Below are 26352 nucleotides of genomic sequence, written 5' to 3'. Positions count from 1 at the left end.
ATTTGCTTATTTTTTAAACAAGCTTTAAAGATATTTTGTTACCTTTTTGCCCATCTACTGCAACTTTTACTATATCGCCCTCTTTTAGTTCATCTTTTATATTTGATATGTGAAGCAATCCATCAACCCCATCTCTTAAACTAATAAATACTCCAAAAGGCATAACGCTTTTAACTTCACCTTCAAATTCTTCACCTATTTCAAATTTGATATTTTTTTTATGATCTTTTTTTGGGCCTTTAAATTTATTATCTTTTTTTACAATTTCAAGAATCTTTTCCTTTGCTTCATAAACTAAATTTTTATTTTTACCGAGAATTTTCACTTCGCCGCTATCTCTATCAAGATCAATTGTAACTAAATAATCATCAACTAAGCTTTTTATTGTTTTTCCACCTTGTCCGATGACATCTACCATTTTGTTTGGATCGATATTAAAAATTTCAGTTTTAGGCAAAATTTCATCATTTACCTTTATTTTAAGATCAGCTTCATTCATTAAATTTAATATATGTTCTCTTCCCTCTTTTGCCTGATAAAGAGCTTCTTTTAAAACATCAAGGCTAATTCCGCCAAGCTTTATATCCATTTGAAGAGCAGTTATACCATCAAGTGAACCAGCAACTTTAAAATCCATATCTCCATCATGATCTTCAAGCCCCATAATATCGCTTAAAATAGCATGTTTTCCATCTTCGAATATAAGCCCCATTGCAATTCCTGCAACTAACTTATAGGTATTTACTCCAGCTGCTCTTAGAGCTAAAGATCCCCCACAAACTGTTGCCATAGAGCTAGATCCATTACTTTCAAGAATTTCACTAACTAGCCTTATAACTTCTGCATTTTCTAAATCAACACTTGGGGCTAAAGCTCTTTTAGCTAAATTTCCATGACCAAGTTCTCTTCTTCCAGGACTTTTTAAAGGGCTTGCTTCGCCAACACTAAATCCTGGGAAATTATAATTTACCATAAATCTCTCACTTAGTGGTTCACTTTGGGTTAAAACATCGCTTACTTGAGCGTCATTTTCACTGCCAAGTGTCGCAACCACCAAGGCTTGTGTTTGCCCTCTTGTAAAAAGACAACTTCCATGAGCACTTGGGAGAATGTTTGTTTCAATGCTTATTGGTCTAATTTCTTTTAGACCTCTTCCATCAGCCCTAACATTTTCATTTATAATTTGACTTCTTACGATTTTTCTTTTGTATTTGTTTAAAACAGTTGAAATAACTTCTTCTTTCCAATCCAAATTTAGTGCCATTTCACCATTTGATATTTTTTTGACTATTTTATTAAGCTCGGTTGCTCTTTCGCTTTTTGCCATTTGGTTTATAGCAAATTTAACCTCATCTTTATAATTTTCATCAATAAATTTAGCTATCTCCTCATCTTCCATTTCTGGATTTAACTCCAAATCCAATTTAGTTTTTCTAGCATCTTTAAAGGTATCTTCATAAATTTGACTTCCATTTAATATGGCTTTTCCAGCAAAATCTATAGCCTTTACCATCAATTCTTCATCAAATTCATTCATATTCTGATTTGGAGTAAAATTTAAAGCATCAAGTGGATCGTTGGAAATTTCTTTTTTATCATTTTTTTGCGGGATTGAGCGCATTTCTATCATTAAAAGCTCATCTTTAACACCTGCAACATAAAGATCCAAGACACTCTTATCGAGTTCTTTATTTGTAGGGTTTAAAACAAACTCATTATCTATCATAGCAACTCTAACACCACAAACTGGTGCATCTACAGGAATATCACTTAGATACAGCGCCATACTTGCTGCATTTAGTGCCATAACTTGTAAATCAACTTCGCTATCAGCCGATAAAACAAAAACAACTATTTGGGTAGGATAAGCATATCCTTTTGGAAAAAGCGGTCTTAAACTTCTATCAATTATCCTTGAAGTAAGTGTTTCAAAATCCCCTGGTTTAGTCTCTCTTTTAATATAACCACCAGGAATTTTTCCTGCTGCGTATTGTTTTTCTATATATGAAACAGTTAAAGGTAAAAAATCTCCTTCTACTTTTTCATCTTCTCTTGCAACAGTTGCTAAAACAACTGCATTTTTAATTTGTAATAAAACAGCCCCTGAAGCTTGTTTTGCAACCTTATCAACATCATAAATTTCTAAATTGTTATTTATATCTACTCTATAACGCATGTTTCTTCTCCTTCTTTTTGTAACGGTAAATAATACGGACTTGTCTCTAAAATAGAAATAATTTTTTGTGGTGATAACTCAATCTTTTCTTCGTAATAAAAATCAACATTTACAAAATTTGTAATGTTTCTAACTGTGTAAATTTGATCTACCATTGAGTTTAAATTTGCCACCATATCACTTGCTATAAGTGGTGTTGCATAACTCAAAGACTTTGGATTTAAACCAATAATTGACTTTAAGCAAACCAAAGCTGTAACGCCTGACTCACAACCTTCATCTAAAAGTAAAATATCTCTATTTTGAAAACTTTGTATTAATTTTCCTTTTCTATATTTATAAATATTTTTTAAAATACTTTCTTCATATTTTCTATTTGCCTCTCCATAAACATAATCCATGCTAATATTAAATGAATTAACAAGCTCTTCTAGATAAACAATTTCTTCTGTTTCACTAACCATGCCTATAACGCAGTCTTTATTTAATGGAGAGTAAATTTTTTCGGTAAATAAAAACTCATAGTTAAGTTTTAGCATTTTTGCAAGCTCATCGACTAATAAAACCGAAGCCAAAGATGGCGCAATTATTAATGGCTTTGTTCTTAGCATATCATCAACTGGCAAGATATCATACAGTGCCTTTGCTGCCTCAATCTGATCTTTAAAAATTAGATTTTTTCTTGGAATTATCATTTTGATATATCTTTATCATAATCTGTATTTTTTGATACATCATATCCAACACCACCAAAAGGATAAAAATTTATAAAAAAGTAAAATGCTCTTTTTCTATTTGCTTTTTTATAGTCAAAATTACTTGAAGTTCTTGGCTCTAAATCCTCCTGATAAACAAATGTGTAATTCCAGCATTTTCTATTGCGAGTTAGACCTAAACGCCACATTTTACTATATGAACGCTCCAAATCATACTCATATTTAGCAAAAAGCTTGTAAAAATATGGCAAATTTAAAGATGTATCTAAAATCAAATAATTGTCTTTATCGTATTTTTCAAATCTTTTTATATTTTCATACGAGTGAGAAAGTCTGGCACTAAAAGTCTTGTCTGAGTATCCAGCATAACTTTGAACTTTTTCAAAGCGTTTATTTTCATTTGAGTATTCAAATTTATTACCCAAATTTAAACCATTTGAAAAGTACAAATCAAGCCTATGAATTAAATTTCCAAATTCTTTATCTTCAAAATCATATTTTTGTTTTACTGAGTGACGAAGAAATTTACGACCATTTTTATTATAAAGATACTCTGTAAAATTTGCCATTAAATTTCTTTGAGTATAGTCTTTGCCTAGCTCGCCCAAAAAATTATCTTCATAATAAAGTCTATTAGACATATCTTTTAAGGCATTGCTATTTACAATATTTTTATCTTTATCATAGTTATATTTAAATTCTTTAAACAATCTTTGATTTATATCGCCACTTTGATATCCTGGAATCAAGTATGAAAGATCTAAATTCATCGTATGAAAATAGCTTTCATACGATTTTGCAATGTCTGTACCAAGAGAAAATTTATGGTAGTTATTTACATAATCGCTACTTTTGTCTTTGTAAAATTCACCATTTTGATATATGTAATTTTTACTATAGTCAATATGAGTTGCATAAAGTGCTTCTGCAAATTTGAAATTTAACCAATCATTAAGCAGTGGAGTTGTAAAAACAAGTGGTAAATTAAACTCATATTGTTTGGCCGTAACACCAACTTTTCTAGTGTAATTATGAGCTTTAAAATCAGCTGAATAAAGCAAATTATCCAAAAAAGCAGAATTTGTAAATTTGTGATAATGCAAAGTTGGAAGCTCTTGCAAGGTATCATCGTTTTTAAAATGATTTTTACTATTTAACTTATCAGTATCGATATAATATCTTGCATAAGCTCCAAAATAGTGCTCATCAGTAGTTAGATAGTAATTAAGCTTTGAAGTAGCAAGCGAGTCCCCATCTTCTTCGCTTCCACTTTTTTCTTTTAAATCATAATATTCCACATCATTTATATTAGTAAATCTAATCCATAAATTTTCTTTAAACTCTCCATTTACTAAATATCCTAAGAGCTTGCTTCTATCGTAGTCAAACTCATATCCATGATGTTTTTCGTTTTTATACTCTAATCTTTCTTGCGCTCTTTTAAAATTATCAAAAACCCCACCTCTAATCTCTCCATAAGAATAAGGCGAATCAGCAAATCTAAAAGTAGCATAAATTCCAAATCCACGAGTTGATCTAACCTGTGGGTCAAGTTGTAAATCCCAACTCTCATAAGGGGCAAAATAAATTGGTTGTTTATAGTAAAAACCTTCTTTTGAGATATAGCCAACTTCTGGTATTAAAAGCCCTGTTCTTCTTGTTTTATCAGTTGGAAAACCAAAGTATGGAAGATACAAAACTGGAACATTTCCTACATAAAAAACAGGATTGAAAAGATGTAAGAATTTAGTTTCTTTATTTAATTTTCCACTAGTGTATTTTATCTTCCAATCAGGATTTTCTATATTACAGCTTGAAACAACTGAGTTTTTTGTTCGGTAGTATTTTTGATCGGTACAACTTGTTTTGTTTTGCATCCAAATCTCAGCTTCTTTATCCATCATAAAATTTTCTTTGGCAAAATTTTCTTTATTTTTTAAATCTAACTTTAGATAAGTTGTTTTTGAGGTTTCGTTTTTGCCTTTAAGTAAATTTACATTTCCAAAAAACTCAGCAATTTCATTTTTTTCATCATAAATAGCCATATCAGAAGTTACTAAATAGTCTTTTGAATACATTATAACATTTCCATTTGCATGGGTTTTTGTATCAACTTTTTTTACATTATCTGCTAAAAACTCTACATCCTGGACATTGGCACAAACAGATGAAATTATAAAAAAGATTAAAAAAAATATTCTTTTATTCAACATTTACCACCAAAGTCTTAGCTACTTTATCGTGCCAAGTTTGTCTTAAAGGATCAAAAAAAGCCCAAGCAAAACCTAAATAAAAAATCGCCTCGCTAAAAAATCTAACTAAGGCTCTTGAAAGCGATGCCCAAAAGCTAGGATTTTCTTTATCTTGGTTTATACACTTTATCTTTAAAGCCTTTTTGCCAAGAGTAGCGCCATAATAATAGATAAAAAAAGTGTGGTAAATAAGTCTTATCACAGTTTGAGGCACCAAAAAAAGAGGTGCAAGATTTGCAATATCTTCAGGTGTTGAGGCATTTAAAATTTGATTATAAAATATAATTATTATCAAAAAAGATACTATAAGCTCATCTATTAAAAAAGCAAATGATCTTTTGCCAAATGAAGCAAGACTTACTTCATCATTCATTTATTCACCTGATAGGCTATGTCACTTCTATACTGCATGCCATCAAATTTTATTTTTTTGCAGAGTTCATAAGCATTTTTAGTAGCTTGCTTTATGGTATCGCCTTTTCCAACACAAACTAAAACCCTACCGCCATCTGCATAAAGCTCCCTATTTTTAGAACTTACCCCTGCGTAGCAAATATGAGAATTTTCAGGTATTTCTTCTATTTTTATAAGTTTTTCAGGTGAACTTTTATATGGATAATTCTGGCTTGCCACCACAACACCAACTGCAAATTGATCTTTTAAACTTATCGGTTTTAATCTTCCAACTGCTGCTTCATATAAAATTTCACTTAAATTTCCATCTATCAAAGGCATTATAACCTCACACTCAGGATCACCAAATCTAACATTAAATTCCAAAACATAAGGCTTATTATCAACAACCATAATCCCCACAAAAAGTACTCCACAAAATGGAGAACCTTCTTTTTGCATACCACTTAAAGTAGGTTTTACAACTTCATTTTCTATCTTGTTTATTAATTCTTTTGTTGCAAGAGGAGTTGGAGCATAAGCACCCATTCCACCAGTATTTGGCCCCTCATCTTTGTCAAGAAGTTTTTTATGATCTTGAGCTACTGGCAAACTTACAAAATTTTTACCATCACAAATTGCGAAAAAACTTAGCTCAAAGCCATCTAAAAACTCTTCAACTACAACTTTTTCTCCAGCATCACCAAAACTTTTGCCATCAAGCATCTCTTTTGCTGCGTTTTTTGCTTCATCTTTGCTGCTTGCTATTATCACGCCTTTTCCAGCACACAATCCATCTGCCTTTACAACAATCTTACCATCCATTTTATCTATAAATTTTGAAATTTCATCATAATTACTGCTACTTAAATACTTTGCAGTTTTTATGTCGTATTTTTGTAAAAAATCTTTCATGTAAGATTTACTTGTCTCAAGTCTAGCAGCAGCCTTGCTAGGTCCAAAAATAATTAAGTTGTGTTTTTTAAAAATATCAACAACGCCTTTGCCAAGAGGCATTTCAGGTCCTACGATTGTAAGATCAACGTTGTTATCTACAGCAAATTTTGCTAATTTTTCATAATCGTCTATTTCAACATTTTCACCTAAATTTATAGTGGCACCATTTCCTGGGGCAAAATATATCTTATTTACAATTTTTTCTTTTTTAAGTTTTAAACCTATCGAATACTCACGCCCACCATTTCCAATAATTAAAATATTCAAACCAAGCTCCATAAATTTAGTAAAACCCAAGTGGTCGATGCATAGTTTTAGATTCGGCCCTATAAAAGCCAATCTTGCAAATAGGAGCTTTTTTTAGGTTGCAAATTCTCACTTTTTTAAGCTCAAACAAAATCACATCGCACCAAAAGCTCACATCTTCGCCATACTATTAGTGTTGGACCCTCATTTTTAACGCTGTCGATCCACTCAGGCAAAGAAATTATAACAAAAAAATACTTAAAAAATAGTTGCGTTTACTGATTTATTAAATTTTTAGCTAAATTTAGGCACTCATCTATACTTTGTTTTTCTGAAATGATTAAATTTTTGTGAGATGATAAAAGCTTTGCAGTAGCATTTCCAATCACAACTACTTTATAGCTTTCATCTATTTTTCCAAAGTTTTTTATAAAACCTTCTACATTTGAAGGAGAGCTAAATATCAAAATACTTCCAAGTGGTGGCTTTAAGCTTTCATCTAAATTTAAAAAATTATTTTTATATGCAGTTATTTTTGTAAGAATTGCTCCATTTTTAATAAGGATTCCACCAACATCTGAAACTGTTTTTTCAGCTTTTAAAAATAGAGTTTTTTTACCTTTTAAAAAAGAAGCTATTTCATTTGCAAATTCATTTCCGTGAGAATTTTTCGCTGTATAAATATCACTAAATCCATATTTTAAAGCTTCTTTTGTCGAACCATCACCTATACCAAAAACTTTCAAATTTACTTTTTTTATATTGTTAAATTTTAAGGCTTCAATAGAGTTTTTTGAAGTAATGACTAAAGCTTCAAATTTACTTAAATCAACACTAAATTTTAAAAACTCTATTTCACAAACTTTTAAATTTTTAACTGCTTGATTTTGTGTATGAGATATGAGATAAATTTCATCCATTTATTTTGCCTTTTTTATTAATTTTTATAGCAATATATGAACTTATTATAGATACAATTAATAAATTTAAACTTACACTTAGTCCAAAACTACAAACCGCAGAAGTATTGCTAAATGAAAGCATAAAAAATGAAAGAATTGATGTAAAGCTAGCTGTTACTATGCCAAAAACTCTTTTTGTAAAATCAAGATAAGAATTAAAAGCAAAAAGCATATAGTCAATTCCTGCTGCACTTGCCAAAATAAATCCAAATATTGCAAAAATATCTATATTTTTACCAATAATTGTGAAAATAAATGCAGCTATTACCGAACTAAAAATTATGTAATATACTATAAAAAATGAGTTTTTAATATTTAGAAAAATGGCAAGAGCTATAAAAGCTACAATAAAACCAAATATTTTTATAAAAATAGCATCTAATTTAACTAAATTTAAATTTTCATTAATATCGCTTAAATAATCTACATAATCTGCATTGAAAGTTTTTAAAATACTATAAAATTCATCATTTTTTATAAAATTTGAAGCTTTTATTATCTCCTTATTTTCTATAAAAAATTGATTTGAATTTAAATTTAAAATTTCAAATATATCATTATAGTAAAGTATTTTTTCATTTATAACTTTATCAAATTCACCTAAAATATCTTTTTCATCAAATCCTAAATCAGTATATAAATTCAATGTGTTTATGTCGTTTTTTGCCATTTCAAACTGATTTTTTATCAATAATTGAGTTTTTTCATCGTTTATAAAATTTGTTATATATAAAGGATCTTTAATTAAATTTTTAGACTCTAAGTTTTTAACTAAATCAAAAGAAAATTCTTTATCGACTAAAATAAAATCACTTTTTATATTAAGCTCTTTAGCAAAAATAACTGTATCATTCATCAGGGTCGCAGGTAAATTTGCATACTCTTTAACATTATCTTTTAAATTTGGATTTAAAAAATATATGAATAGCGACATCAAAATAAATATAATAATACTAAATTTAAAATTTAAGCTAGTGTTGCTTAATATAAAAATATATTTTTCAAAAACACTTCTAAAAAAAATTTTATTTTTAAAAACTGCGTTTTCAACAAAATCTCCAAATTTAAAATAAGTAATCAAAAATGAAAATATCAAAGAAAAAATTGAAATACAGGCTATTTGATGTAAAAACTTCATTGGTGAAAGAAAAAATAAAGCATAACCAAAAGCTGTAATAAAAAGGGCTGTTAAAAATAAATTTCTAAGAGATTTTATACTATTTTTTTTACAAGGCCTATTTAAATTTGCACTCAAAAAGTGCATCGTAAAATCAACAATAAGCCCAATTAAGCTAGTTGATACAACAAGAGATAAAAAACTTAATTCATCTAGCAACACTAAGCTCATTCCAAGCCCACACACAAGAGAAAAAATCACTACAAATATAATATAAAAAGCTCTAAAATTACCAAATGCAAAATATATAAAAATTCCTGTTAAAATAAGTGAAACTACACCAAAAATTGAGCTTTCTTTTTGTGCTGAAATTTTAGAATGCAAACTATAAATTTGAGATGAGCTTACATAAACTTCATTAAAATTTTTAATATTTTTATAAAAATTTAAAAGTTCTTCTTGGTTAAAATCATCTTTTAAATTATAACTTAACAAATAATAATTTTTTGTTTTTAAAAATCCTGTTTGGATGTCAAAATCAGCATTTATTAATTTTGGGAAATTAATCATTGAAAAAAAATCATCTTTTAAATTTGAACTTGGCAAATACAATTTCTTAATTGAATTTTCAAAAAAAACTCCATCTTTTAAATCTTTTAAATTATTAAATAGCACCAATTTTAAATCAAAAATTCGATCCAAATCAATTGTATTTTTTTTAAATAAATTTGATGATATTGCTAATTCGCTTATTTTATGAGCATTATCTTTATCTTTTACTAAAATACTAAAAGTATTTTTAGTAGAATTTTGCAAATTTTTAATTGCAGCTGTTTTATATGATGACGTGTCAATATCTAAAAGTGAAAAAAAATCAGTTTTGATTTTATGAATATTTAAAACAATACTTGCAGAAAAAAATATAAAAGTTATTATAAAAAATATATTTTTTTTCATTTTATATTAAAAAAATTGTATATAGTTTGATCGCCATTTGATTCATTGAGAATTATTTTTTTCACATGGTTTTTGCCATAAATTTCTATGTTTTTAAAAATTTTTGCCATTATACCAGTTGGTTTTAATATCACTCTCCAGCCATCTTCAAACTCTAATTTATAATCAAAATTTTGTTTTAATTTATCAAAATTTAAAGTAAAAATATTTAAAAAAAGCTCTTCATCAAAATTTGAATTAATTTTGATGAAATTACCATCTTTATACTCAAAAACTCCATCTTTATTAACTTTTATACTTGCTTTAAAAGGCTTAGTAGTATTTTGTTCAAAAGTTTTATCATAAATTTTAAAAACACCTTCGCTTTTTATTGGATTTTTAAAAGATGTTAAAACTTTAGTTTGATTAAAATCTCCACTTATATTGCCAATTTTAATCATATTTTTAAGTCTTTCTTCATCGCTTGAGTAAGAATTTACTAAAAAAACTAATATTAAAAAAATTTTTTTCATGATATACCTTTGATTATTTCTTTTAAAGCTTGTGGTGGAGCATAACAAGTTTGCATATTTTTTATATCAATACAAGCTTGCGAGGTTGTCGCTTTGCAAATTTTAAGAGTGTCTTTTTTGATGAGATATGAAAACTTTAAAAAACTCTCTATCTCTAAAAGAGCAATTTCTACTTTAAACTCATCACCGAAGAATAATGGATTGATAAACTTAAAGTCCATTTTAACTATTGGATATGCAAAACCATCGTTTTTCATCTTTATGTAGTCATATCCAATATCCTTCAAAAAATTACATCTTGCAACTTCTAAAAATTTAACATAATTTCCATGCCAAACAACATTTAAGCTATCTACATCGTAAAACTCAACTCTATTTTTGTAAACTTTTTTTATCATCTTTACTCCAAAAATCATAAAAATTAAACCACATACTTGGAAATTTTTTACAATTTTGTTCCAATAATTTTACATATTTTTCCAAATTTTGCTTTATCTCTTTTTTTTCTATTTTTTTTGAAATTTCATCTACTTTTACATGATAAATTCCATCTTTTTTTATACACCAAAGTAAATTTACAGGGCATTTTAAAAGATATGCTAAATCAAACGCCCCAGTTGGAAACAAAGCATCTCTTCCTAAAAAATTAACTCTTAGAACTCTGTTTGAATTAATCGGCACCCGATCAGCCATAATACATAAATGCCCACCATTTTGTAAAAAATTATCAAGCTTAATCATCTTGTCAATATCTAAATCTTTAACTTCAAAAATTTCTATTTTTTTAGAGCTTATCTCATTTATTAAAGAATTAAATTTAAGCATATTTTTTGTATGAGCTAAAATTGCTAATTTTACATTATGTTTTTTATCGCTTAATGCCCTTGCTATTTCAACATTACCAAAATGACTTGCAATTATTATTGAACCATTTTTAGGCAAAACAAGTTTTTCTAAAAGATCTTCTTCATTTTCCAACACTATATTTTCAAATTTGATTTTTCCAATCCAAACAGCAATTTTATCTGTGATACTAAGTGAAAAATTATAAAAATTTGAAAAAATTATTTTTAAATTTACATTATCATATTTTAAGTTTTTATAAAAATTTTCTATATTGTTTCTTTCATCTTTGCTAAGTGCAAAATATATTAAACTAATAAAAAAAATAATCGGTTTAAGTAAAAAACTAGGAAAAAACTTTACTAAATAAAATGTTATTTTCAGTAAAAAAATAGTTCCTTTTTCTTTTTGATTATACCAAGGCATTTTTTAGCCTTTTAAATAAAAACTTTGGTAGTGAAAAAAAACATCTTGCATGCATTTTACTTATTAAAATATTATCTCTAAGCATTTTAAAATGTGAAATACTTTCATAATTTATCATAACCTCAACCCAAGCGAATTTATAATCAAATTTAAAATAATTAATCAAAACTTCTATGTCAAATTCCATCCTATTTGACTTGGTTTTTTTAAAAACTTCCTCATTTAATGGATAAATTCTCATACCTATCATTAAATCTTTAAAATGTCCTCCGAAGGTATTTATAAAAGCCCAAAAGTTGGTGATTTTTCTACCATAAACTCTTGCTTTTGGAGCTGTTTGATCATATTTTCCATAACCACAAATTACAATATCTTTATTATTTTTATAAATTTCTAAGAATTCATCTATTTTACTTAAATCATGCTGCATATCTGCATCTATTTGAAAAGCGTGAGTATAGTCATTTTTTATAGCATAATTAAACCCTGTTTTTAAAGCAGCACCTTTTCCTTTGTTTTTATCATGTTTTAAAACCTCAATATCTAATGTTTCAAAATTAAAATTATCACTACTTCCATCATCAACTAAAATAATTGGCAAATTATATTGTTTTAAAATTTTGCATAGCTTTGAAATCTTTGCTGGATGATTATAATATGGTATCAAAAAACAAATTTTATTCAAATCTTAATCTTTCTTATCTTCAAATTTAACTCTTGCACTAGCATAAATTTTATCTCCTTTTATCTGACAATTAAAAATATTTTTATCTTTTTTAATTGTTAATATAACTTTTTCAAAAGGTCTAAGAAGTGCTGTAAATTTAATATTTTCAATTGTTTTTATCATATCTATATTAAACTCTAAACTTTCTAAAGCATCGTATATAAAGCCTATTTCAATAAATCCAGGAGTTATTGGAAATGTATTAAAATGTCCTTCATAAAAAAAAGACTCTTCACTTGTGTAAATTTCAAACTCAAATAAAGATGAGTTTTCATCTATTTTTTTATCGGTTATTTTTTTAATAAAAGGTGGTTTAAAAGTTTTGAAAATATTTAAAAAATCGTCTTTTTTAAATTTTCCATTTTCATTATAAGGAATTTCTTCTATTATTTTAAAATGTCTTAAATTTGTTTTAAAATCGTTTTTGCTAAGAGCCTTTAGTTCATCCACAATAAGCTTTTTTCCACCTTTTAAAAATGCTTTTTTTCCAATATCGCTCAAAGTTATAATAGTAGAAACTCTATTATCATTATCTAAAATTCCACATTTTGCATCGCTTATAAACTCATGAGTTTTTAACAAATTTTCAGCATCATCAAGGTTAAAACGCACATCATTTAGCTTAACTATTCTATCCAATCTGCCACTCAAAATAAGTTTTTTCCCATCAACTTTACCAACATCGTTACTTAAAAAATCTTTACACCACATAGAATTAATAAAAAACCTATCATCTTCTTTGGTGCAAATTTCAACTTCGTCAAAAATTTCGAATTCATCTTCAAATTTTCTAGCAATTACACCAGTTTCACTACTTCCATAAATTTCCATAATTTTTATATTGTATTTTGAAATAAGGTTTTTTCTAAGATCGTCATTTAATTTTGATCCAGCACTTATCATAAGTGAAATTTGGGCTAAATTTGGTAAATTATTGTGTCTATAAATAGCTTTTAAAATAGTTGGTGATGTTATAAAAATACCATTTTTAAAATTTATTTTTTGCATAATTTCTGGATAATTTAAGGTTGTTGAATAAATTTTTCCACCACTTATGAGAGGTAAAAAAACTCTAAAAGTGAGTCCAAAAAGATGTAAATGTGGCACACTTGAAAAAAAAGTTTTTTCTTTTAAATTTAAAAATTTGTCTAAAGCTTTAGCCTCATTAATCATTTGAGAAAAAGTTTTTTTTATATTTTTACTTTTTGAACTACTTCCTGATGTTTTAACAAAAAATTCAAAATTTTCATCTAATAAAAACTTATCTTGCGTGTGAACTAAATCTATCTTTGCAAAATCAACATCGTTTAAAACATATCCTTCGTTTGCATTTATAAAACATTTTACCTTAGCATTGCAGGTACCAAAAAAGGCTATAAAAAATTCATAAATGTTATTTAAATTTATTGAAATTTCTTTTATTTTATTGTCATTTAACCATTTTGAAAAAGCAGCAGATAATGCAAATACTTCTTTTAAACTTTTTTCTTCTAAAATAAAATAAAGCTCTTTACTAAACACCTTTTATAAAAACCTTTCTAAATAAAATTTCTCCAAAAAACAACATACCAACCAAAACATAACTTATAAAACCACAATAAATAGCCCAAATATTTTTATCTATAAAAAACAATATCAAACTTAAAAAGCCGTTTATAGTAAAAAACACACACCAAATTTTAGTCAAATTTTTTGTGTAAATTAAAGCCTCCTTTGGAAGATTTGGGTTTTTTATTTTAGCAAATTTCGTTATTATGCTTTCACTTTTTAAACTATTAAAAAACAAAAAAAACATAAATAAATTTACTAAAACCGGATAAAAAAAAGCAAAATTTCTAAAAAACGAGACCAAAATAAAACACATAGCTATTAAAAAATAGCTATTATTTTTATCAAAATACGCTTTTATACTCCAAAGCACAGCTAAAAAAAGTGCTATTATAGGTAAAAACTCACTTTTAAAAACTACTCCAAATGGATAAATTACACTAAAAAAAGTCAATATTATTTGATTAAAGAGCCTTGCTTGCGACTGCTTCAACAATATCTCCAAGTGTGCGAACATTTTTAAAATCATTTGGTTCAAGCCTATAGCCTGTTTTTTTCTTTATACTGTCTATTAAATCAATCGCATCAATACTATCAATATCTAAATCTTCATAAATTTTTGCATCAAGCCTAATAAGCTTTTCATCGATTTCAAAAAGCTCTATTAAGTTTTTCTTTAGAATTTCAAATATTTCATCTTTATTCATCTGTCTTTCCTATTTTTTTCTATAAATTCATTTAAATTTTTAGGATTTTTAAAAATTTCTTTTAAATCAGAACTCTTTGGATCCAAGGTAATTCTATATGTTTTTGAAATTCCTAAGCCAAGCTCTAAAGCATCAACGCTATCAAGTCCTAAACCATCATTAAACAAAGGCTCTTCATCTCCTATATCATCAGCCTTCATATCTTCTAAATTTAGGCAATTGATTATAAAATTTTTGGTTTCTTCTATCATTTAAACTCCTTTTTATAAAATTTATTAATTTCTTGTGTAAGAATTCTAACTCTTAAAGTATCTGGTTTGTTAGCATAAAATTTTTCCAAATCAATCTCACTGTCTATTTTAAAGTCGTATTTTACCTTTATTTTTGGGGTCTCATACCATTTTTGGCCTTTTTTTAAAGACCTTGGATTCATAGTTAAAGTTGTGATTATTAAGTTCTTAGCACCTTTTATAGCGATAAAAAAAGCGGCTTTATGCATCAGAATTTCATCTTTTGTTCTACTTCCTTCTGGAAAAACAATCAAACTCTCTCCACTTTTTAAAGATTTGATGCTATTTTCTAAAAATAAATCATCATTTAAGATATATCCACTTACCTTAATCGCTGGATATAAAAATATATTTTTTTTAAGCTCTTTTTTAACCACGCAATTTGCATTTTTTACTTTTGCTAAAAAAAATACAACATCAAGCAAAGATGGATGGTTGCAAATTATCATAGAATTTAATCCATTAAGATTTTGCAAAATATGATAATTAGAACTTTGATAGCCAAAAATCTCAGTACATTTTAAGAAAAAATTCCATGAAATTCTCACTAAAAATCTACTAAAATTTTTAACAACTCTAAATCTTTGTAAATTTAGTAAAATTATTGGAATAAAAATCAAATTTCCAAATAAACAAATAATGCCAAACAACAAGAATAAAAATCCAACGCTAACAACTTTCACAGTTGAGTCCTTAAATTTTTTTTCAAATCCTCTATTTCATAGTTTTTTAATTTATCCAAATCTATAAGAAAACCATCTCCTTTTTTAACCATAAAACCAGCACAAATAAAACTATCTTTAAATGGCACTTCCTCATAACAAACAACACAAATTTTTTCAAACTCATTAAGCTTTGAATATGCACAAGCAAAAGCATCACGCACGACAAATTTTGAACTTATAGCAAAAATAGGAGAATTTGCTTTTTTCATAATACCAAAAGTTGCAAGACCAGAGTTTAAAACAGATAAAGAAAACGATGTTGGAGATACAAAATTATCTATACTAAGCTCTTTTAAAAGAGATATGCATCTTGAAAACTCACCCTGGCTTGATGAAAAAATAAATGCTAAATCATCATCAATTTCAAGACCATTTAAAACTGTAAAGATAGACTTTGCTGCATTTCCAAGGCGTCTTTTTTCAAGCGGTTTTAATCCTTCTAAATTAAAACCGCTTTTATCATCGCAAAATTTAATATCACAAATATCAAATTTTATCACTTAGCAATATCTCCTCTTAATGTCACTCCTGCCATTATAGAACCAACTGCGCATTGAAATTTATCTTTTGAGTCATAAGGTTGTTTTTTAAAATATCCTGTTAAATTTACAACTTTTGTTCCACCCTCTTTTACGGCTCTATCCTGAAAAGTTTTTAAAGCAGATAAAAGTACCCATTTACAAGCTTCTTCATCACTTTTATTTACAGAGTTTGTTTTTTTATTTGCTTGCAAATTTTTGGCAATAATATTTGCTTTTGTTCCGCTTCCAAAACTTAGTTTTATGTTTGGATCAAGTGCTTCTTTTGCCTCTTTTGAGTTTAAAACATCGCTAATTGGAAGATATAAAATCTTATCTTTTGCACTCAAATTTGTAAAACCAAAAGCTATAAAAATAGCTAAGACTAACTTTTTCATTTTTTCTCCTTTATTTTAAATTTCCTTGCAGTGAAACTGTTGTTACAAATTTACCAACTGCACATTGAAATTTATCTTTTGAATTATATAATTGATTTTTAAAATTTCCTTGTAAATTTATAACCTTTGCTTTATTTTCTATTTTTGCTTTTTCTTCAAAAGCCTTCAAGACTGCTATAAAAGCGTATTGGCATGAAGTTTTATAGTCTTTATCTAGTAAAACATGTTCTTTTTTTAAAGTATCATAAATTTTTCTATATCTACTGGTTGCTTTTGATATTTTTAGTTGCTCATCATCCAATGTTTTATTATTATAAAATTCAAAATCTACATCATTTTTTAAATATTGTTTTGCGAATTTTGAATTTAACGCCTCTTTTATATCGTGATAAAAAATTAAGTCTTTAGCATTTAAAAAATTAAATATAATAAATACTATTAAAAAAATCTTGTTCATTTTTATCCTTTAAAATATTTTTTTAAATATCAGACTTGTATTTACACCACCAAATGCAAAATTATTACTCATAACATAATCAGTTTTGATATTTGTTATATCCATTAAATAGTTTAATTTTGCACACTTCTCGTCAATATTATTTAAATTTATCGTTGGATAAAATAAATTTTGTCTCATCATCTCAATGCTAAAAATTGCCTCTATTCCACCGCACGCTCCAAGAGTATGCCCTAAATAACTTTTTGTGCTAGAAATTGCAATATTTTCACCAAAAAGCTCATTTGTTGCTTTGCTTTCAGCAATATCACCTAGAGTTGTAGCTGTGGCGTGGGCATTGATGTATTTTATGTCTTTGGGGTTTAAATTTGCTGATTTTAAAGCTAAAGCCATAGCTTCTTTCATTGTATTTGGATTTGGCTGAGTTATATGAGTACCATCACTTGTACTACCAAATCCAACTACTTCAGCTATTGGCACAATCCCTCTTTTTTTAACACTCTCTTCACTTTCAAGCACCAAAAAACCAGCACCTTCTCCAAGCACCAAACCATCTCTATCTTTGTCAAAAGGACAAGGAGTTAAATTTGGCGTGCTGTTTTTTGTGCTTGTTGCATAAAGAGTATCAAAAACATAAGCTTCACTTGGGCAAAGCTCCTCAGCACCACCTGCTATCATCATATCAATAAGTCCATATTTAATGGCTTCAAACGAATATCCAATAGCATGACTTGCTGAGGTGCAAGCTGAACTTGTTGGAATAATCCTACCTTTTAATCCAAAAAATAGAGCAATATTTGCAGCGGTGGTGTGAGGCATCATTTTTATATATGTATTTGCATTGCAATCACTTCCACCCTCTAACAAAAGCCTTGCCATAGATGCAACTGCATCAGTACTTCCTGTACTTGAGCCACTAGCAACACCCATTCTTCCATCTTTGATTTCATCTCCTAGTTTTGCCATATCAAAAGCCATAGAGCTTGCCTCAACACTAAATTCACTAACTCTTCCCATACTTCTAGTTTGTTTTCTAGTCCAATTCTTAGGATGAGTATAATTTAAAATAGGAGCTGCAAGACGAGTATTTAAATCAGAATATTTATCCCACTCATTCATAATTTTAACGGCATTTTCTTTTTTTTCTAAAGCTATTTTATTATCTTGCCATGATTTTCCAAAAGCCGTAATTAGTCCATATCCTGTTACAAAAACTCTTCTCATTTTTATCCTTTTATATCATTCCACCATTTACACCAACGACTTGCCTTGTTATATAGCTTGCCTCATCGCTTAACAAAAAATTTACCAAACCACTAATATCTTTTGTTTTTCCAAATCTTCTCATAGGGATAGCCTTTTTTATCTCATCAAGTGGCAAATTTTCATCTATCATATCAGTTTCTATAAGTCCAGGAGCGATAACATTGACAGTTATATTTCTACTTGCAAGTTCAATCGCCAAAGACTTTGCAGCACCTATTAAGCCTGCTTTGCTTGCAGCATAGTTACTCTGACCACGATTGCCCAAAACTCCACTAACTGAGCTAATAACAACAATTCTTCCTTTTTTAGCCCTTGCCATTGGCATGATAAGTGGATTTAAAACATTGTAAAAACTGCCTAAATTTGTATCAATAACACTTTTCCACTCATCGTAACTAAGCCCTGCAAAGGTGCCATCTTTCGTAATTCCTGCATTTAAGACGATACCATAAAATGGCTCTTGAAATTTACTCAAAGCTTCTTTTGCCTCTTCGTAGTTAGAAACATCAAAAGTTATATAACTAGCTTTTAATTCATCTGCTAAACTTAATAGCTTTTCACTCTTGCTTCTTCCATGCAAAACAACTTCATAGCCACTATTTTTTAGCTTTCTAGCAATTTCTTCACCTATACCCCTGCTTGATCCAGTTATTAAAACTTTATGCATTTTTTATCTCCACTAATTTTTCTTTATCTGGGTTAAACACACTAATAGTTGCTTTTGCAATTAATAAATCCCCTACACTACACTCACAATCATAAACTCCAAATCCACTCTCATCTTGCATTGAAAGTTTTGCATATGTTAATACCTCATCCGCTATTTTTAAAAATGGTTTAAAAATTTGAAATTTTCTACATCCTATTAAAAATGCTAAATCTTTTGAATTTGTTTTATCGTGATAGCTTTTGTATAACCCAAGACTTTGTGCCATTATCTCAATTAACCCATAAGTATAAAACTTACCATTTCTTAAAAATGGAGAATCTTTAATAACGCTTTTTGTTTTAATTTCACTTTCACTTACAAAAATCATCTCATCAACTAAAATCATAACCCCACTATGAGGTAATAAATTTTCTAAATTTTGATTTATTTTAATATCAAAACTCATTTTTCTAGCCCTACTATCATTGCAGCATTGTCTCCACCAAAAGCAAAAGATAAACTCATAGCATTTTTTATTTTATTTTTAATTGGAGTTTTTAAAAGATTAAATTTAGGTAAATTTTCATCAATTTTTTCTATATTGTGAAAAGGTAAAATATTTTCCTCAGATAAAAGCTCTAGACAAATTCCTATTTCTATCGCACCAGCTGCACCTAAAGTATGTCCAATTATTTGTTTTATTCCACTTGCTGGTGTATTTGGCAGTGTTAAATTTATCGCATTACTCTCCATTTCATCGTTTGCTAATGTTCCAGTTGCATGTAGATTTATATAATCAACTTCGTTCAAATTTGCTGTTTTTAGAGCATCTTTTATAAGTTTTGCTTGAAAAAAGCCATCATTTCTTGGAGTTGTTATATGAAAAGCATCACAATTGCTGGAAAAACTTTTTATTAAAAATGGACTTACTTGTTCTTTATCAAGCAGCATAAAACAAGCACCCTCGCCTAAATTTGTACCTTTTCTATCTTTTGAAAAAGGCATACATTTTTCATCTGATAAAATAGACAAACTATCAAAACCAAACAAAGTAAGTGCATTTAAACTATCAACTCCACCAACAATAGCAGCTTTACAAATACCAGATTTTATTAAATTTACACCTTCATTTATAGCTTTAAGACCAGAAGTACATGCAGTAGAAATAGTATAGCTTATATTATTTAAGTCAAAAAGAGTTTTTATAAACTCACTTGGATTATAAAGTGCATTTTTTTCTATTTCAAATTTAGATCTATCAAACTCCCCTTTTTTGAAAATCTTAAAATTTTCATCAACACCGCTTGTTGTTGTAGCTACAACAACTCCAATATTGTTTTTTCCATATTTTTTTATAGTTTTATTAATCTCATCTTTTATTTTCAAAACTGTATTAAGTGCTATTTCATTAGTTCTTGAGTGCATTGAGCTATCAAATGAATTTGGAATTTTTTCAAGTTTTTCTTTTATTTTAGAAACCATAAACTCTTTATTTAAAAAACTTTCTTTATGCAGTGAAGTTTTATTATTTAAAGATGCATTAATTATATCTTTTTCATTACCAATTCCTGTTAAAATTGCCGGCTTTGAGATATAAATTTTCAAAACTCATTCACTTTACAATTTAATTTTTTATCTTTAAAATCAAAATTTAAAATATTTTTTTTTATCATTTTAAGAGTATAAAAAAATAAATCATCAAATTTTGAGCTAGGTGGAAGAAATTTGGTATTTTTGAATTTACCATTTTTAAAAAGTTTTTGAGATATTGGCGTCATCATACTATCAAAAATTGCAAAATTTTCACCGTTTTGATTAACTATCATAATGTAATTTTGATTTTTGCAATTTAAATTAAAAGATTTTTGAGAAAAATTTAAATTTAAATTTTCATCATATTTTATAGCACATCCGCTAATAAAAATAGCCATAATTAAAATCCTAACAATACTCATAAACAGCTTTTAATGCCTCATTTGATCTTACAACAAATGGGTTGTTCATGTCCCAAGCATAACCAGCTAAAACTGAACTTATTTTTCTTTTTATATCATAATTTTGATTTTTAGAGTAAATCACATCTTGAAAAATTCCGCTATACCAACCCTCAACATAGGTTCTAAAACAATTTACTCCAAGCATTAATTCATCAGCATACTCTTTTTGAAAATCAACACTTTTATTTTTTAATTTTTTATTTATACACTTTGCGGCTAAACTAGCTGATTTAAAAGCAATTGTAATTCCACTGCTAAAAACAGGATCTAAAAACTCTCCAGCATTTCCTAAAAGAATAAATTTATCACCATAAAGCTTGCTAACATTTTTAGAATAACCTTCAATTGTCCTTGCATCCTTAAGCCACTGAGCATCTTTTAAAAGTCTTTTTAACATCGGCGCGTCATAAACATGTTTTTTTAAAGTTTCTTTATCATTCAATCCAATATTTAAATATCTATCTTCTGCAACAACACCGATACTGCAAGTTCCATCACTAAAAGGGATAAGCCAATACCAAATCTCTTTATTTTTTGGATGAGTTGTTATTAGAATTTTATTTCTATCATAAAGTGGTTCAGAGATATTGTCTTTAATATGTGTAAAATATGCTTTTTTGCTACTTAGTGTGCTTTTTTCTTCTAAATTTAAAAGTCTTGGCAAAACTCTTCCATATCCACTTGCATCAACTATAAATTTAGTCTTTATTTCGTCATTTTGAGTTTTTACCAAGGAAAAGTTTTGATGAAATTTAATATCTTGAACCTCTGTATCAAACTCAACTTTTACACCTTGATTTTGAACTTCTTCTATTAAAAGCTTATCAAAATCGGCTCTTTTAACCTGAAATGTTGTTCCAAAACCAGGTGTAAATTTATCACAAAAATCAACATAAGTGTAGTTATCTCCACAACTAAAAGCTGCGCCATTTTTATACTGAAACCCTGCTTTTTCAACTATTTCTAATAAATTTGCCTCTTTTAAAAAGGTCATACAATAAGGAAGAAGACTCTCTCCTATTACAAATCTTGGAAATTTCTCTTTATCAACGCATAAAACTTTAAAACCATACTTGTTTAGCAAGGAACTTGAAATTGCTCCACTAGGACCAGCTCCAATTACTAATATATCAAATTCTCTCACTAATTTATTCCTTAATCATTATAGTGAAATTATTATACTTTTTAACAGCTTAAAAAGATATTATAAATTTAAAATACAATTGTTATAAAAAAACCATTCAATAAAATATGAAATTTGGTTATATTTTTATCAAAATAGCTAATATCTTCAAAATTTTCAAAGCCTAAATTTTTAAGTTTTATAATAGCCTCTTTGGTTGTAAAAATTTTATAAAAAGCAAGTTTTTGGTTTGATGAGTTATAAAAATATTTTTTTTCATTTTTATCAAAACAAAAATCAACTACTTTTATAAAATCTCTTTTTTTATAAATTTCCATATCTATGGCAATTTTTTTATCAAATGTTGCTAAAACACTAAAACCATTTTTATGAGAAATGCAAAATTTTCTTTTTTTATGGTCAAATTTTAACCACCTCGATGAGATAAAATTTGAATTATTTAATAAATTTGGAGAATTTTTTACTCTTCGCTTATCTTTTTTACTTAAATTTTTAAAAGAAATTCTCTTTTTTTTGCTACTGAAATAAAGATTTATTTTCATATTTTGCAAAAAAGTTAAAAACATTTAACTTTATTCGATTTTACTCCGCTCTTAATTATCAAAATATACAATATAACTTAAATAACTCAAAACACTACATTCTATTTTTTATAATACCAATAAAACATACATTGATTATAACACATTCTAAAGCTTTGCTTATATCAAAAACTAAAATTTGGTGGATAAATTTTAATTCATATAAAAATTCAAGCATTGTTTTACGTTTTTGAAGCTAAATGGATCCGAATTGTGCCTATAATAAGAACAATAGAATACTTGTTTATTGTACTTGATTAAATATTTAATGTGTTTTTTAGAAAATTTAAAAAGTTTACAAAATATCCACATCATCTTTGTTCCACTCTTTATTGATGTGACGATTAATTTCATCTTTTATTTCAGACAAGTTGATATTTTTATCAACAAGTTTTGTATTTAGCCCAAATAGAAAAGTTTTAAATTTACTTTAGCACAATTTATTTTACTTTTATCACTCAGTAAAAAGCTTTATTTTTGAAAACATTTTATGTAGTCTATGCTCATCAAATGGCAAATATTCTGCAACGGTAAAGCCAACGACATCTGTATTTTCTGTAATTAGCTCTAGAATTTTTGTTAATTTTTCTATTGTCATTTTTCCACCACCTGCCCCATCTCCTCCTGCGTTAGGATTGGCAAAATATGTTGAATGAAAGAAACGCTCATCAAGAACATCTATATCAAAATGGACTAAGATATGATCAAATTTGTTCATAAATGATAAAATAGCATCATTAGAAACAAATTCTTTTTCCTGGATTTTATAATCCACTCCCATATCATTTAAAAATTTTTCCTGACAACCGTGGAGAGGCTGAAGTCCAATATAAAATATTTCGTTTGGCTTAAACGCCTTATTTTCCATTTGAGCACTAAGTTGTTTTGCGCCATGTCCCATTAAACTTCCAAGCACCATAGCATGGGCATTTGGATATCCATCTTCCACCTTAGATACATCAGCATGAGCATCAATCCAAATAATTCCTAAGCCTTCATAACGACCATGCAAATAATCAAATGGAACTAGCGAAACAATACAGTTGCCACCAATTGTAATGATTTTATCGGGAGATTTTCTTCTTTGATCTTATTTTGAGCATTTTTGATACCATACAACATCTCATCCTCACCCAAAATTCCATTTGTAATTGACTTTTTTCTCCATTAGGAGGCATGATATCTACCTCTACAAGTAGCTGATTTTTATTTTTAGGAAGAATATATTGAAGAAGTTTTGCTCCAAAATAATAGGTATCCAACCCTCCGCTTATATAATCTGGATATAGTAATCTTATCGTTTTTATTTTATTATCCTTATAAATTTAATTAAGACAAAAAAGACCACCGATGAAATTTAGCGGTCTAAATTTGACTAATAAGCTTTTAACTATTCCCACTCTTCTTTTCCAAACGTCCGATATATCCCAAACCATTCAAAATACTAGGTCCTATTTTTTCTAATACAACTAAATCCATCTAATTATATGACGTTTTCAAATTTTTTGTCCCGTCCCAGTCCCAGTACCAAATAATTATTATTGTTTTGAACTAAATTTATATTACGTTTTAATTTTGTAATTTCGGTATATAATTTTTGAATATCTCTAATACTTCATTACGTTCCTTATTTCGCAAAATAGAAATAACTGTATTTAAGTAATCATTGTCTTTTATACTAAGATGATGACCTATTGACTTAGCTAATCCCTTTTCATTAAATATCTCTAACACTTTATTGTAATTATTACTCATCAATGCTTCTTTATATGAGTTTAATGTTTCTTCATAAATACTATCAGCATTTATATTTTCAATAGCATTAGTAAAACTTTCTTTTGTATTAATCTCAGAAATTTCAACTATAGATAATTTATGTTTTATCTGAGATACTACATTTTTCTTAACCTGACTACAAATTTGATTACCAAATCTTTGCTTAATTATATAATCATTAATATCACTAAAAACATCACTAAAATTCTTACCTAAATGATTTGCTAAAAAACTGATCAGTTCTTCTATAATAAATAAATTTTCCACTTCTGAGACCTTTAATGTATAAATATTATCTTTTTCTAATTTATTTATTTCAACCTCTGTCCTAAAGTCGCGGTCAATTATTCCATAAACGTTATTATTATGAATCTTTTGGGTTGAATTAAAAGATTTTGTTCTCATAATAACTTGCATACAGCTTCCACAAGGAATAATAAAATAGTCTGGGTATAAGATAGAATATAATTGACTATCAAAACTATTCTCTTCTCCTTCTACAAACAAAATATTTTTACGTGACCCTAAAATATCAAATAGCAACTTTTCTGGTAATTCATTAGAAATTATTTTTTCTAAATCCCAATTTTCCCCATCATAACTCTTTATCCATATCTTTTCTGAATTTTTATGAGAAGCAGCAAATTTGTATCATGTGTTATATAAATAAATAAACAATCAGAGCGATAGTCTTCTAGGCTTTCCCATAGCTTATTCATTATTGTACCATGAAGATGTATTTCAGGTTCGTCAATTATCAGTGTTTTATTTTCAGGAATAGCTAAAACTTGTGAGGCCAAGTATAATACTGCTCTTTCTCCGTCACTCATTTGACTTGCAGAATACTTTTCTGAAGGCTTGATTTCTTCATGGGCATAAAACTTAGAATCTTCAAACAGAAGATTTCTTTGTGGAAATATACTATTCCATATTTCCATTAGTTTATCTATAACAGTCAAAGGAGTTTTTGGCTTAACCAAATTGTTTTTTTCTGCTTTTTTACAAATTTTAAAGTATTCTGATGTCTCATTGTGATACATTGCTATTAAAGCTGCTAAGACATCATCAAAATCATCAATTAGCTTAGTAGTTTTAGATTTTCCCCAATTCCATCTAAAACTTTTATCACGTCTTTTAACGGTATCCTCATCATCTGTTCCGTAAATTATTTTATTCTTTGCATCATCATAATTACTAAGTGGTAGATTAGGATTAAAATTAAGATTTCTTTGAGCTCCAATTCGGTGAACAATATCAGGATCTTGATCTTCTATCCACGCTCCTAATTTGCTTTTCCCACTACCATTTGCTCCTATAATTATTACTGAATTATTATTTATTGTGTGTTCTTCAATACCACCATTAGTTTTAGGTAGATTATATTTATAACTTTTCAAATTCTTCAACATATTGCTCACCTCTTAAACTTAGCTTCAAATTAATACAATCGTTTTATCTAAACCTAATTTGAAGATTTAACTTAATAAAATCTTCTCCATCCTCACTATAAACTTTTCCAAAATCATGTCTTGATGTGGATGCTGTTTCATATTTTGTATTATTAAGTAAATATTCTTCAAAATAATTGCGATTATAAATATGATATGCTAATATATCCCCTTGTTTGGTTATAATTATATATCCTCCATTAGCTTCATCAATACCATCCCAAATTGTTGCTGGTTTCATACCTAGCGCCACTGCTGTTAAAAACTTTTTAAATTTATACCTATTGGCATTAACATTTCCATAATTCATTGGATTTTCAACTTCCAGCTTCTTTACCATATCTATGCAATTACAGAATCCATTCCTGTAAAAATATAAAATAGTTTCTGCAATAATATTATCCTTGTTATTACAATAATAATTAAGTTGCGTCCTTTGAAAATTTGCTTCTTTTTCTAATTTTTTTGCTTATATTTTTTTCTTCTAAAACTTGGTCTATTTTAAAAATCAGAATATCACTTATATTTATTATATTATATCTGAAAACTTACTACAGGTTTAAA

At 27.6% G+C, this 26352-nt stretch carries 30 protein-coding genes; all 30 read right to left on the bottom strand.

Annotation, left to right across the window (positions count from 1 at the left end; translation table 11 throughout):
- Positions 1 to 13 precede the first annotated feature (13 nt).
- On the bottom strand, positions 14 to 2176 hold the full coding sequence (locus CURT_RS01765; RefSeq protein ID WP_018712406.1) for a polyribonucleotide nucleotidyltransferase: 2163 nt from the start codon (positions 2174 to 2176) through the stop codon (positions 14 to 16).
- Positions 2161 to 2871 carry a hypothetical protein gene (locus tag CURT_RS01760; protein ID WP_018712407.1) on the bottom strand — a complete coding sequence of 237 codons (711 nt, stop codon included), beginning with the start codon at positions 2869 to 2871 and terminating at the stop codon, positions 2161 to 2163. The genes CURT_RS01765 and CURT_RS01760 overlap by 16 nt, the downstream gene beginning before the upstream one ends.
- Positions 2868 to 5105, bottom strand: coding sequence for an LPS-assembly protein LptD (locus tag CURT_RS01755; protein ID WP_018712408.1), 2238 nt, complete (start codon positions 5103 to 5105; stop codon positions 2868 to 2870). The genes CURT_RS01760 and CURT_RS01755 overlap by 4 nt, the downstream gene beginning before the upstream one ends.
- Positions 5095 to 5517 (bottom strand): RDD family protein, encoded by a 423-nt coding sequence (locus CURT_RS01750; RefSeq protein WP_018712409.1) that lies wholly within the window; start codon positions 5515 to 5517, stop codon positions 5095 to 5097. The genes CURT_RS01755 and CURT_RS01750 overlap by 11 nt, the downstream gene beginning before the upstream one ends.
- On the bottom strand, positions 5514 to 6761 hold the full coding sequence (gene purD, locus CURT_RS01745) for a phosphoribosylamine--glycine ligase (RefSeq protein ID WP_018712410.1): 1248 nt from the start codon (positions 6759 to 6761) through the stop codon (positions 5514 to 5516). Before purD ends, CURT_RS01750 begins: the two co-directional genes overlap by 4 nt.
- Positions 6762 to 7015: 254 nt before the next feature.
- The gene (locus CURT_RS01740) at positions 7016 to 7660 is read right to left on the bottom strand and encodes a uroporphyrinogen-III synthase (protein WP_018712412.1); all 645 of its coding nucleotides are present in this window, start codon (positions 7658 to 7660) and stop codon (positions 7016 to 7018) included.
- The gene (locus CURT_RS01735; RefSeq protein ID WP_018712413.1) at positions 7653 to 9776 is read right to left on the bottom strand and encodes an MMPL family transporter; all 2124 of its coding nucleotides are present in this window, start codon (positions 9774 to 9776) and stop codon (positions 7653 to 7655) included. The genes CURT_RS01740 and CURT_RS01735 overlap by 8 nt, the downstream gene beginning before the upstream one ends.
- On the bottom strand, positions 9773 to 10288 hold the full coding sequence (locus tag CURT_RS01730; RefSeq protein ID WP_018712414.1) for a LolA family protein: 516 nt from the start codon (positions 10286 to 10288) through the stop codon (positions 9773 to 9775). Before CURT_RS01730 ends, CURT_RS01735 begins: the two co-directional genes overlap by 4 nt.
- Positions 10285 to 10686: an acyl-CoA thioesterase gene (locus CURT_RS01725; RefSeq protein WP_018712415.1), complete on the bottom strand. Its 402-nt coding sequence runs from the start codon at positions 10684 to 10686 to the stop codon at positions 10285 to 10287. Before CURT_RS01725 ends, CURT_RS01730 begins: the two co-directional genes overlap by 4 nt.
- The gene (locus CURT_RS01720; protein ID WP_018712416.1) at positions 10661 to 11557 is read right to left on the bottom strand and encodes an LpxL/LpxP family acyltransferase; all 897 of its coding nucleotides are present in this window, start codon (positions 11555 to 11557) and stop codon (positions 10661 to 10663) included. Before CURT_RS01720 ends, CURT_RS01725 begins: the two co-directional genes overlap by 26 nt.
- Positions 11544 to 12242: a glycosyltransferase family 2 protein gene (locus CURT_RS01715; RefSeq protein ID WP_018712417.1), complete on the bottom strand. Its 699-nt coding sequence runs from the start codon at positions 12240 to 12242 to the stop codon at positions 11544 to 11546. Before CURT_RS01715 ends, CURT_RS01720 begins: the two co-directional genes overlap by 14 nt.
- A gap of 3 nt (positions 12243 to 12245) precedes the next feature.
- Positions 12246 to 13805 carry an AMP-binding protein gene (locus tag CURT_RS01710; protein ID WP_018712418.1) on the bottom strand — a complete coding sequence of 520 codons (1560 nt, stop codon included), beginning with the start codon at positions 13803 to 13805 and terminating at the stop codon, positions 12246 to 12248.
- Positions 13798 to 14286: a COG4648 family protein gene (locus CURT_RS01705; protein WP_018712419.1), complete on the bottom strand. Its 489-nt coding sequence runs from the start codon at positions 14284 to 14286 to the stop codon at positions 13798 to 13800. Before CURT_RS01705 ends, CURT_RS01710 begins: the two co-directional genes overlap by 8 nt.
- 10 nt (positions 14287 to 14296) lie before the next feature.
- Positions 14297 to 14539 (bottom strand): acyl carrier protein, encoded by a 243-nt coding sequence (locus CURT_RS01700; protein ID WP_018712420.1) that lies wholly within the window; start codon positions 14537 to 14539, stop codon positions 14297 to 14299.
- Positions 14536 to 14790 carry a phosphopantetheine-binding protein gene (locus tag CURT_RS01695; protein ID WP_018712421.1) on the bottom strand — a complete coding sequence of 85 codons (255 nt, stop codon included), beginning with the start codon at positions 14788 to 14790 and terminating at the stop codon, positions 14536 to 14538. The genes CURT_RS01700 and CURT_RS01695 overlap by 4 nt, the downstream gene beginning before the upstream one ends.
- A complete protein-coding gene (locus CURT_RS01690; protein ID WP_018712422.1) occupies positions 14787 to 15512 on the bottom strand; it encodes a lysophospholipid acyltransferase family protein in 726 nt (241 codons plus the stop codon). The genes CURT_RS01695 and CURT_RS01690 overlap by 4 nt, the downstream gene beginning before the upstream one ends.
- Positions 15509 to 16054, bottom strand: a complete 546-nt coding sequence (locus CURT_RS01685; RefSeq protein WP_018712423.1) for a beta-ketoacyl synthase chain length factor — start codon at positions 16052 to 16054, stop codon at positions 15509 to 15511. The genes CURT_RS01690 and CURT_RS01685 overlap by 4 nt, the downstream gene beginning before the upstream one ends.
- Positions 16051 to 16470, bottom strand: a complete 420-nt coding sequence (locus CURT_RS01680) for a hypothetical protein (protein ID WP_018712424.1) — start codon at positions 16468 to 16470, stop codon at positions 16051 to 16053. The genes CURT_RS01685 and CURT_RS01680 overlap by 4 nt, the downstream gene beginning before the upstream one ends.
- Positions 16471 to 16480: 10 nt before the next feature.
- The gene (locus CURT_RS01675) at positions 16481 to 16927 is read right to left on the bottom strand and encodes a hypothetical protein (protein WP_018712425.1); all 447 of its coding nucleotides are present in this window, start codon (positions 16925 to 16927) and stop codon (positions 16481 to 16483) included.
- Positions 16928 to 16936: 9 nt separating this feature from the next.
- Positions 16937 to 18151, bottom strand: a complete 1215-nt coding sequence (locus CURT_RS01670) for a beta-ketoacyl-ACP synthase (protein WP_018712426.1) — start codon at positions 18149 to 18151, stop codon at positions 16937 to 16939.
- Between the two features lie 10 nt (positions 18152 to 18161).
- Complete coding sequence (gene fabG, locus CURT_RS01665) at positions 18162 to 18860, bottom strand: 3-oxoacyl-ACP reductase FabG (protein WP_018712427.1); 699 nt, start codon at positions 18858 to 18860, stop codon at positions 18162 to 18164.
- A complete protein-coding gene (locus CURT_RS01660; RefSeq protein ID WP_018712428.1) occupies positions 18853 to 19308 on the bottom strand; it encodes an ApeP family dehydratase in 456 nt (151 codons plus the stop codon). Before CURT_RS01660 ends, fabG begins: the two co-directional genes overlap by 8 nt.
- Positions 19305 to 20447 carry a beta-ketoacyl synthase N-terminal-like domain-containing protein gene (locus CURT_RS01655; RefSeq protein WP_018712429.1) on the bottom strand — a complete coding sequence of 381 codons (1143 nt, stop codon included), beginning with the start codon at positions 20445 to 20447 and terminating at the stop codon, positions 19305 to 19307. The genes CURT_RS01660 and CURT_RS01655 overlap by 4 nt, the downstream gene beginning before the upstream one ends.
- Complete coding sequence (locus tag CURT_RS01650; RefSeq protein WP_101636438.1) at positions 20444 to 20773, bottom strand: hypothetical protein; 330 nt, start codon at positions 20771 to 20773, stop codon at positions 20444 to 20446. Before CURT_RS01650 ends, CURT_RS01655 begins: the two co-directional genes overlap by 4 nt.
- Before the next feature lie 10 nt (positions 20774 to 20783).
- Complete coding sequence (locus CURT_RS01645; RefSeq protein WP_018712431.1) at positions 20784 to 21983, bottom strand: NAD(P)/FAD-dependent oxidoreductase; 1200 nt, start codon at positions 21981 to 21983, stop codon at positions 20784 to 20786.
- A gap of 68 nt (positions 21984 to 22051) precedes the next feature.
- Positions 22052 to 22525, bottom strand: coding sequence for a 4'-phosphopantetheinyl transferase superfamily protein (locus tag CURT_RS01640; RefSeq protein WP_169478810.1), 474 nt, complete (start codon positions 22523 to 22525; stop codon positions 22052 to 22054).
- A 493-nt stretch (positions 22526 to 23018) separates the two neighbouring features.
- Complete coding sequence (locus CURT_RS01635; protein ID WP_255199047.1) at positions 23019 to 23624, bottom strand: arginase family protein; 606 nt, start codon at positions 23622 to 23624, stop codon at positions 23019 to 23021.
- A 509-nt stretch (positions 23625 to 24133) separates the two neighbouring features.
- Positions 24134 to 24883 (bottom strand): DUF4435 domain-containing protein, encoded by a 750-nt coding sequence (locus tag CURT_RS09295; protein ID WP_202751547.1) that lies wholly within the window; start codon positions 24881 to 24883, stop codon positions 24134 to 24136.
- Between the two features lie 62 nt (positions 24884 to 24945).
- Positions 24946 to 25749: an AAA family ATPase gene (locus CURT_RS09290; protein WP_202751549.1), complete on the bottom strand. Its 804-nt coding sequence runs from the start codon at positions 25747 to 25749 to the stop codon at positions 24946 to 24948.
- Between the two features lie 43 nt (positions 25750 to 25792).
- Positions 25793 to 26182 (bottom strand): HpaII family restriction endonuclease, encoded by a 390-nt coding sequence (locus tag CURT_RS01625; RefSeq protein ID WP_255199046.1) that lies wholly within the window; start codon positions 26180 to 26182, stop codon positions 25793 to 25795.
- Positions 26183 to 26352 lie beyond the last annotated feature (170 nt).

Source organism: Campylobacter ureolyticus (assembly GCF_013372225.1).
Lineage (GTDB): Bacteria > Campylobacterota > Campylobacteria > Campylobacterales > Campylobacteraceae > Campylobacter_B > Campylobacter_B ureolyticus.
This window is presented reverse-complemented; position numbering and strand designations above follow the sequence as displayed.